The sequence below is a fragment of the Yoonia sp. genome, assembly GCF_036770585.1.
GTDB lineage: Bacteria > Pseudomonadota > Alphaproteobacteria > Rhodobacterales > Rhodobacteraceae > Yoonia.
The window spans coordinates 1-9351 of the sequence record NZ_DAIPIW010000015.1 but is presented as its reverse complement, the minus strand read 5'-3'; the positions used below and the strand labels follow the sequence as shown (position 1 = coordinate 9351).

Below are 9351 nucleotides of genomic sequence, written 5' to 3'. Positions count from 1 at the left end.
CGGCTGCGGCTGCGGCGGCTGCGGTCATAGGCCCACCTGCGCAAAGAAGATGGAAAAGAGCGCATCCGCGACGATCACGGCAAAGATCGCCGTGACCACGGCATTCGACGTCATGCGGCCAAGCGACTCGGCGTTGCCCCCGACCCGCATCCCTGCATGGCAGCCGACAATACCGATGATCATTGCAAAGACAGGTGCCTTGATCATGCCGACGAAAAGGTGGCTGATATCGGTCCCTTCGAGAAGCCGTGTCTGGAACATCATCGGCGATATGCCCAGATCGATCCATGCCATCAGCGCGCCCCCCAGAAGCCCCATGAGGTTCGCGATCAGCCCGAGGATCGGCAGCATCAAAAGCAGCGCCAGAACACGCGGCAGGAACAGCACCGTCGGCGGGTCAAGGCCGAGCGTCCGCATCGCGTCGATCTCTTCGCGCATCTTCATCGACCCGATGGCGGCGGTAAAGGCGGATGCGGTGCGCCCCGCGACGATGATCGCGGTCAGCAAGATCCCCAACTCGCGCAGGATCGAAATGGCGATCAGGTCCACGACAAAGACCTCGGCCCCGAACTGGCGCAACTGGGCCGAGCCCTGGAACGCAAGAACCACGCCGATGAGAAAGGCCATCAGCGCCACGATCGGAACGGCCCGCAGGCCCACATCCTCGCAATGGGCGACCAGCGCGGTCAGGCGGAACGTGCGCGGGTGACGCAAGGTGCGAAACAGGCGGTGCACGATGATGCCCAGATAGCCCGTCAGTTCGAGAAAGAAGCCAACGCCCGCACTGACCGATCTGCCAAGCGCATCGAGCCGCGCCCTGATCGACCTGTCCGCCCCGGGTGGCGGGGCCGCATCCGGCATCGCGTTGCGCACGGATTCGATGATGGCTTGCACATCGGGACCTGCATTCACGATCCTGAGCTCTCTGCCGTCTTGCGCGAATTGTCGTTCCAGCGTGCAAAGCAGCCAGCCCCCTGCGGTGTCCACCCGCGTCACATCCCCCAGATCAAGGTCAATTCGACGTTCGGATTGCACCGACAACAGGCGGGGCAAAAGCGCGGTGACCGTCTCGACGGTCATCCGCCCGCGCAGGCGCGCGACCACTTTGTCGGTATCGGCCTGGTCTGAAATATCGAGGTCAATCGCGGTTTGCATGATGGGATAACGATGTCAGGTCGGACGACGACGATCAACAAGGACTGTGTCAGACCGGCTCACCGATGGCGGACGGGCAGCCCGCCCGCGCGCAGCAGTCCGCAACAATGTCGCTTTCGGGTGATCAGAACGCCGGCCAAGACGTTAGGCTGTTTGCACAGACTTCCTGAATGGCATGAGATGACGTCCATATCACCCCCGACCCCGCATGCGGACGCCCACAAATACGGCGTGCTCTTCGTCTTTGCGGCAGGGGTTCTGTGGTCGACCGTCGGCCTTGGCATTCGCCTGATCGAAGATGCCGTCGTGTGGCAGATACTGCTTTACCGGTCGATCAGCATGTCGCTGTTTTTGTATCTGCTCATCAGGCTGCGATCCGGCGAAAGCCCCTTTGTTCAAATCCGCCGCACAGGTTTTCCGGCGGTGATTGCCGCGTTGTCGCTGGTCGCGGCCTATTCCGGCGGCATTTACGCGATCCAGAATACGTCGGTCGCGAATGCCATGCTGCTTTTTGCGACGGCACCGTTCATGGCTGCGGTCATCGGCTGGATTGTCCTGCGAGAACCCGTGCGCGCGGCAACATGGGGTGCAATCGCCGTGGCAATCGGCGGGATCGCGATCATGGTGGCGGACAAGTCCGGGGCTGTCGCCCTGAACGGCAGCCTCGCCGCTTTGGGGTCGGCGCTGGGGTTTGCTGTCTTTACGGTGGCGCTGCGGTGGGGCCGCACGGGTGAGATGCTGCCATCGGTCTTCCTGTCCGGCCTCTTCGGGATCGCCATTACCCTGACAATCTGCCTTGGCCTTGGCTTCCCGCTGGTGCTGAGCCCCAATGACGGCGGCATCGCGATGGGCATGGGCGTATTTCAGGTTGGCGCGGGATTGATACTCTATACGCTGGGTTCGCGCAGCCTTCCCGCAGCAGAGCTTGCCCTGCTGTCCCTCGCCGAAGTTCTGCTCGGCCCGCTTTGGGTCTGGCTGTTTCTGGGGGAAACCGCGACCGCAAATACCCTGATCGGCGGTGCCGTTCTGCTTTTGGCGATTGCGGGGAATGCGCTGTCCGGCAAGCGCAGAAAACCACCGCCCATCCATTGACCCACCACCTCGCGTCGCCGTGCCGTGGCATTCGCATGAAACCATGCCATCGCAACCGCATCGCTGCGCTAAGGCCCTATGATCCCGCACCTTGGATGTGGTGCGACTCTCGCAGGATCAACGGGCATGACATCCGCTCTTGAACAGGTGACGTGTCCCCGGACAAAAGCTGTTCGACACACCATTGGCCCATCTCTCGGTGCGGCAGCAGCACGGTCGAGAGGGACGGCGACAGATGCTGGGCAATTTCCTGATCGTCATAGCCCATCACTGCGACGGTCTTGCCCGGAACCTCGCCCAACTCTTTCAGCGCTTCGTAGCAACCCACCGCGGTCAGGTCATTGGCGCAAAAGATCGCGTCGGGGTTTCGCCCCTCTTGCATCAGTTTCAGGGTCGCCGCCCGACCACCAGAGGGCAGAAAGTTCCCCTCGACGATCAGCGACGGATCGACCGGAATGCGCGCGGCCCTGAGCGCGCGTTCGTAGCCCTCCATGCGCTGATCCGAGGCCTGCATCCACGGTTCACCCGAAATAAACGCAATCCGCCGGTGGCCTTGCGCGATCAGCGCATGTGTTGCGACCTCTCCGCCGCGGCGCTCGGCGGGAACGACGCTGGGGTAGCGACTAGCGCCATCGCTGCAATTCAACAGCACCCCCCGATGGCGCCCCAATCCGTCGGGCGCGGCAAGCTCTCGCGTGAGGATGGACCCGTAGATCACGCCGATCGCGTTGTCGCCGGACCATTTCTTGAGCACCTCGGCTTCATAGTCGGGATCGCCGCCCGTCATCACGACCTCGACAATCACGTTCGCCTTCCACGCCGCCTCTTGCACGCCCTCGATCGAGATGGCCGCAAACGGGCTTGTCGCGATTTCGTCGAACATCAGCCCGATGACCCCGGCGCTGGTTGACTTGGGCGGGCGGCCCGCCCCCCGGGGACGATAGCCGAGTTCCTCGACGGCCTTCATCACCCGCTGACGTGTCTCGCGGCTGATGCGCATGTCCTCCAACCCGTTCAGAACAAATGAGACCGTGGACTGAGACACCCCCGATCTGAGGGCGACATCTTTCATGGTCACCCTGGATTTTCCTGCATCTGTCATGCCTTAGCTGCCCATCGAGATAAATGTTGCTCGATACTAATAAATATTGCTAATATTTTTAGCACAAGAAGATTCGCAGAGTTCGGGGAGGGAAGGATGCAGGAACCCAAGGCAGCCAGAAAACAGCTGAGCCAAACGCAGGCCGCCTGGCTTTTGTTGTCGCCGTTTTTGCTGACCTATGCGTTTTTCCTCGTCTATCCGTTCTTCAGGGGGTTCTGGATCAGCCTGCATGACTGGAACCTGCTGGCGGTCGCATTCAACCCCGACGCCAAGGAATTCATCGGCTTGCGCAATTACGAGCGCGTCATGTGGGGCCGCAATATCGAATGGGGGTTCGTATCCACGTTCTGGCAGGGCCTTGGCGTCCTCGGCCTTGCCGCATCAGTCTATCTCCGCCGGGTGGGCCGGCTGAGCCGCTTCAACGCCATTGCTCTTGGTGTGGTGTCGCTGCTCTTGGTTGTCCTCCCCGGTTTCCATCCCGGCGAAGGTGGTCGTTGGTATGATCGCCGGTTCTGGCCGACGGTCGGCAATACGCTTTTGTTCGTCGGGCTGGCCGTGCCCGGAGTGACGATCTCGGCGCTCTTGCTTGCGGCCGCACTCAACAAGGAAACCAGGGCGATGGGCGTGCTGCGGACGCTTTTCTTCCTTAGTCAGGTTCTGTCGGTCACGGTCGTCACCCTGATCTGGCAGATCATGTTTTCGCCCCGTCAGGGCCTGATCGCCAATATCACCGAGACCTTCGGCGGCACGCCGGTCAACTGGCTGACCAACGAGCAATTCGCCATGGCCGCGATTGTGATCGCGACGGTCTGGTGGTCGCTCGGGATCGCGATGATCCTGTTTCTGGCGGGTCTTCAGGACATCTCGAAAGAGATCTACGAGGCGGCGGCGCTTGATAATGCCAAGGGGCCTAAGGCGTTCTGGTATGTCACCCTGCCGAACCTGCAACGGACGATCACGCTGGTCGTCGTCTTGCAGATCATCCTGCATTTTCAGGTCTTCGGGCAATCGCACCTGATGACCCAAGGTGGACCCAACGACACCACGCAGGTGCTTGTCCGATACATCTACCAGACCGGCTTTCGCGACAGCGAGCTTGGCCGCGCCTCGGCCATGGCGGTCTTCCTATTCGTCATCATGGGCACCTTCTCGGTGATCCAGTTCATTCTCGGACGGGAGGGGAAGTGATGAACCGCAGCTATTACTGGCTTGTCATAGCGCTTTCGATACCCGCTTTCATCTGGCTGGTGCCCACCATCTGGATGGTGTCGCTGTCATTCCAGCCCAACGAGGTTCTGGCCCGCACCACGTCCTCGACCGCCTTCGGTCTGGTCCCCTTGCCCTTCACGGCCGAGAATTACGCCGCCCTGTTCGCCTTTGGACAAACACCGTGGTGGTTCCTGAATTCGCTGATCGTCGCTGTCGGCATGACACTTGGCGTTCTGGCGGTGTCGACCACCGGCGGCTATGCGCTGGCCCGTCTGGAGTTTCCGGGAAAGACAGTCGTCACGATCATCTGCCTGATCGGTCTGATGGTGCCTGAACAGGCGGTTTTCATCCCGCTTTACACGATGTTCGCCGATCTTGGCTGGCACAACTCTTACCATGCGCTGATCCTGCCGCGCATGGCTGTGCCGATCGGGGTGTTCCTGATGATGCAGTTTTTCCGGGCGATCCCCAATGACATCGAAGAGGCCGCACGTCTGGATGGTGTCGGCTGGCTGCGCATCTTCTGGTATATCATGCTGCCACTGGCACGCCCCGCGATGATGACGCTGGCCATCCTGACGTTTCTTTACGCCTGGAATGACTATCTCTGGCCGCTCGTTTCGGCGCAGCAGCGGGAATACTTCACGATCACGCTGGGGCTTGCGTCCGTCCAATCGAACTTCGCGCAATCGGAGGGGCTTGGCCGTGTCATGGCCTCGGGCGTCATCGCCTCGCTTCCGGTCGTCATCCTGTTCCTGATCTTCCAGCGGTATGTGGTGCAAGCCATGACCGTCGGCGGATCGAAGGGCTGAACTTCACGCACATTCTGGGAGGAAACCAATGAAACATGTGCTTTTGACTGCGGCAGCCGCCGCCACCATCACAACCGGCGCGGTTGCGCAAGAGGTCACCTTGGGCCGCTTTTTCGGCGCCTGCGAGGATGCGGGCACCGATACGACGACATCCGTCGGCGAGGCCTGCATCATCCAGTCGATCATCAACGCGGCGGATGCCGAACTTGACGGCATCTCGATCAACACGCTGCCGACCGACTGGGGCAACTACTACGACCAGATCAAGGCAGCCTATGCAGGCGGCACCCCGCCGGACGTCCATGTCATGCACCGCCACCGCATCCCCGAATTCGCGGGCATTGGCGCGCTCGCCGAAATCTCGGGCGATCTCGAAGCCGCAGGCATCGATCCCTCTGACTGGTCACCCGCGGCGCTTGATGCGGTCAGCTTCAACGGCGGCATCTACGGTGTGCCGATGGATTTCCACGCCAACCTCTGGCACGTGAACATGGACATCATGGCCGAGGCCGGTCTGGTCGAGAACGGCCGGCCCGTTCTGCCGTCGTCACCGGCAGAGCTGCTGGCCCACGCGCAGCAGGTCAAGGATGCGACGGGTATGGACTACCTCGCCGCCGACTTTGCGCAATTCCCCATCGGGGTCCGTCTGGTTCTTGCGCTGATGTGGCAGCAGAACGCCAATATCTTTACCGAGGACGGCACGGCCACAATCAACACCGAGGCCGGTCGGAATGCCGTAACGACGATCACCCAGCTGTTCGACGCCGGGCTGGCGAACCCGCAACTGAACTACGCAGACAGCCAGCAGGCCTTCCTGAACGGTGAGGCCGCGATCCTTGTGAACGGGACATGGGTTGTCGACTTCTACGCTGCCGAGGCCGCGAAAGACGAGGTTGCGCTGAACACCTATTTTGTCGCGGACTTCCCGACACTTTTCGAGACCGGCGCCACATGGGCGGACAGCCACATGTGGGCGATCCCCTCGACCCTTGCAGGCGACGACAAGACGGCGGCGCTGAGGGTGCTGGCCTTCATCAACGACCACAACATCGACTGGGCGCGGACTGGCCATATGGCGGTGCGCGAGTCCGTGGTTCAAAGTGCGGCCTATACCTCGCTGCCGCATCGTGACGAATACACCGGCACGGCCGCAATCGCCAGGGACACGCCGCCAAGCGCGCGTTACGGCGCAATCCAGGATGTGCTGAACCGCGAGTTGCAGGCCATCTGGCTGACCGGAAAACCTGTCGAGGATGCCCTTGGCGATGCCGAAATGGAAGTCCAGGATCTGCTGGACCGCTAGGACATCCGACGCCTCGCCGGCCTTTGGCGGGGCGTCTCTGCTTCAAAGACACCGATCAGGAACGACAGCAATGGACCGTTGGACCGAAAACGAGGCCAAGGACTGGTGGCAATCGAAGTCTTGGGTCTGTGGTTTCAACTACCTGCCGTCCTCGGCCGTGAATTTCATCGAGATGTGGCACGGTCAGACCTTTGACATGCCCACGATCGAACGCGAGTTGCGATGGGCCTCGGACATCGGCTTTAACGCGATCCGCGTGAACCTGCCCTTTCTGGGCTGGCAGCATGACCGGGACGGTCTGCTGGACAGGTTCGACCGGCTGATGGGCGCCGCATCCCGCCATGGGATCAGCACGGTTCCCTGCCTCTTCGACGATTGCGGCTTTAGCGGCGAGGAACCGGTCTGGGGACCACAACCGGACCCGCTGCCGGGCATCCACAACAGCCGCGCGGTTGCCTCGCCCGGGCGGTCGGCGGTGCTCGACAAGGACCTCAGGCCGTCACTGGAGGCCTATGTCCACGATATCATCGCTGCATTTCGCGCCGATCCCCGTGTGCTTTTCTGGGATCTCTACAACGAGCCGGGCAACCGGATGGATTTCGACAAGACCGAGTATTCCCAGTTCAACGCGGAACTGGCGCATCACGCCCTTGCGCTGATGCAAGCCAGCTTTGCCGTGGCACGCGAGATCGGCCCCGACGCCCCGCTTACGGTTGCAGCATGGACAACGCCGCTGCCCGACAGCGACGCGCACCCCTACCAGACCGAGATCGACCGGAGCGCCCTGCTGCATTCGGACATCATCACCTTTCACGCCTACTGGAACCGCAAGCGGGTGGCGCAGTTTGTCGACTACCTCGAAGTGCTCGACCGGCCTGTCATCTGCACCGAATGGATGGCGCGCCAGATCGACAGCCGGATCTCGGACCAGTTGGCCCTCTTTCATGAACGCAACGTCGGTTGCTTCCAATGGGGTCTGGTCAAAGGGCGCACGCAAACATGGCTGCCTTGGCCTGACGATCTGGTGCTGGCGCACGGGGGGCAGATCGACCGCTCTATCTGGTTCCACGATCTGTTGAAGGAAGATGGCCGGCCCTATGACCCGAAAGAAATCCAGATGATCCGGTCGCTGACAGGAACCGCACAACAGGACCGGTCGCGGGGGCTTGGCTGATTTCCGGCGCCATGCGCTGATACATCCATGGGTCCAAAACCGCTGCCGCCGCCCGGAACGGCAAGGGCATGGCGTCAGCCTATCCCGCACCCCTGACGCGGTAAATGGCCCGGACAGGGGATGGAAAGCGAAAGTTTCGTCTGGTTCCGTAGCTCAACGACCCACGTGCCGGGATGTTTCAGACGCCCAGACAGCAGCATAGTCTTGCATCAGTGTCCGCCGCTCGTCGCTGGGTGGCGGCCATGCGTCATACCCTGATTTTGGCCCACTTTGGCCCTTGATCAGCTGGGCGGCGCCTTGGCTTGTCCCTGTCGCGCTGCCCATGGGCACAATTGGTGACGATGTCGCGACACCAAGCATCGACAGAAAGGTCCTGTTTTGCGCAAAAGGGCCTTCAATGATGATGGGGCCCTGATGTCCGACAAGTGCGAGACATCGCGCAGTCACAAGTGCAAGGTAAAGGCCCATTGCAGCAGTTCTGCGACCGGTGCCCAACGGCGGTTCACCCCCGATCCAGCGACTTTGCGCACCCGCAAAAGGCCCGCTGTCTGATGCCAAAGCGGGCAAGAGCATGACGCGCGCGTGCAGGATATGCGCTATATCCGCATCGCTGGCCGCCACGATGGACTCGCCGAGCGCCAGATCGTGCTCTCGTCCCCCCATGAACCGGGCCGAAGGCACGGGATCACCGAAGGCATTGACGTTCACAAGCGTATCCAACGCCGGATCGAGCGTGACCGGCTTGCCGCCGACAGCCATCGCAATGACCCAGGTGCCGGTAGAGACCACGCTGAAGGGCGGCTCTTGCGCAGTCAGATGGGGCAGAAGCGACGCGTTTGAATCGTGGATGCCGCAATAGACCGGCGTTGCCGCTGGCAGGCCGGTGCGCAGCGCGATCTCGGCCGTGATGGGGCCCAGCAGGTCGCCCGGTTTGCGGGCGGGCGCAGTCTTGTCGGCGAGGCCCAGCGTCTCTGGCAGGGACGAAAACTGCCCTTTGTAGGGGTTCCACAGATCGGTGTGGCAGCCAAGCGATGTCACATCCGTCGCAAGGACCCCTGTCAGACGGTATCCCCAGAACTGCGGATATGTGACGATGGCAGCGACGCGGTCTTTCAGGGAAGGGTCCGTCGCGAATTGGAAGTGAAGCTGTGCGCCAAGATTGAGACCCATTGAAAGCCGGGGCGAACCTGTCTCGGAGAAGGGTGGCCGGAGTGTGTTGTAGTCCGCAGCGAGTGTATCGGGCCCTGTATATTCATAGTCGAGAACCGGCGCCGCCAGTGTGCCACTTCCGTCGAGAAGCGCGCCCGCCGCCCCGTGTGTCGTCACTGTGATCGCCGCGATGCCATATTCCGCCTGAAAACGCGACAGGCCGATCAGGATGAACTCCCAATGACCTTCGATGTCGAAATGCGGATATGGTGGACCTGCATGCACCGTGTTCGGTCGGGTGGGCTCTGTTGCACAAATCGTGTGCTGAGCGGACTTCCCCTTTCCCCGGACGGAC

General features: G+C 61.7%; 8 protein-coding genes. 5 read left to right on the top strand and 3 right to left on the bottom strand.

Annotated features, from left to right (window positions below):
* Positions 1 to 24 precede the first annotated feature (24 nt).
* The gene (locus tag V7N12_RS04585; RefSeq protein ID WP_333713001.1) at positions 25 to 1155 is read right to left on the bottom strand and encodes an ABC transporter permease; all 1131 of its coding nucleotides are present in this window, start codon (positions 1153 to 1155) and stop codon (positions 25 to 27) included.
* A gap of 180 nt (positions 1156 to 1335) precedes the next feature.
* Between V7N12_RS04585 and V7N12_RS04580 the strand changes: the two genes are divergently transcribed.
* Complete coding sequence (locus V7N12_RS04580) at positions 1336 to 2247, top strand: DMT family transporter (protein WP_333713000.1); 912 nt, start codon at positions 1336 to 1338, stop codon at positions 2245 to 2247.
* Between the two features lie 76 nt (positions 2248 to 2323).
* Here V7N12_RS04580 and V7N12_RS04575 read toward each other — a convergent pair whose 3' ends face one another.
* Positions 2324 to 3319: a LacI family DNA-binding transcriptional regulator gene (locus tag V7N12_RS04575; RefSeq protein ID WP_333712998.1), complete on the bottom strand. Its 996-nt coding sequence runs from the start codon at positions 3317 to 3319 to the stop codon at positions 2324 to 2326.
* Positions 3320 to 3445: 126 nt separating this feature from the next.
* Between V7N12_RS04575 and V7N12_RS04570 the strand changes: the two genes are divergently transcribed.
* From V7N12_RS04570 to V7N12_RS04555, 4 genes are all read left to right on the top strand, one after another.
* Positions 3446 to 4537, top strand: a complete 1092-nt coding sequence (locus V7N12_RS04570; protein ID WP_333712996.1) for a carbohydrate ABC transporter permease — start codon at positions 3446 to 3448, stop codon at positions 4535 to 4537.
* Complete coding sequence (locus tag V7N12_RS04565) at positions 4537 to 5370, top strand: carbohydrate ABC transporter permease (protein WP_333712994.1); 834 nt, start codon at positions 4537 to 4539, stop codon at positions 5368 to 5370. Before V7N12_RS04570 ends, V7N12_RS04565 begins: the two co-directional genes overlap by 1 nt.
* Positions 5371 to 5398: 28 nt before the next feature.
* On the top strand, positions 5399 to 6673 hold the full coding sequence (locus V7N12_RS04560) for an extracellular solute-binding protein (protein WP_333712992.1): 1275 nt from the start codon (positions 5399 to 5401) through the stop codon (positions 6671 to 6673).
* Positions 6674 to 6743: 70 nt separating this feature from the next.
* Positions 6744 to 7847: a hypothetical protein gene (locus tag V7N12_RS04555; protein ID WP_333712991.1), complete on the top strand. Its 1104-nt coding sequence runs from the start codon at positions 6744 to 6746 to the stop codon at positions 7845 to 7847.
* 153 nt (positions 7848 to 8000) lie between these two features.
* Here V7N12_RS04555 and V7N12_RS04550 read toward each other — a convergent pair whose 3' ends face one another.
* Positions 8001 to 9281, bottom strand: a complete 1281-nt coding sequence (locus tag V7N12_RS04550) for an FGGY-family carbohydrate kinase (RefSeq protein WP_333712990.1) — start codon at positions 9279 to 9281, stop codon at positions 8001 to 8003.
* Positions 9282 to 9351: the final 70 nt, after the last annotated feature.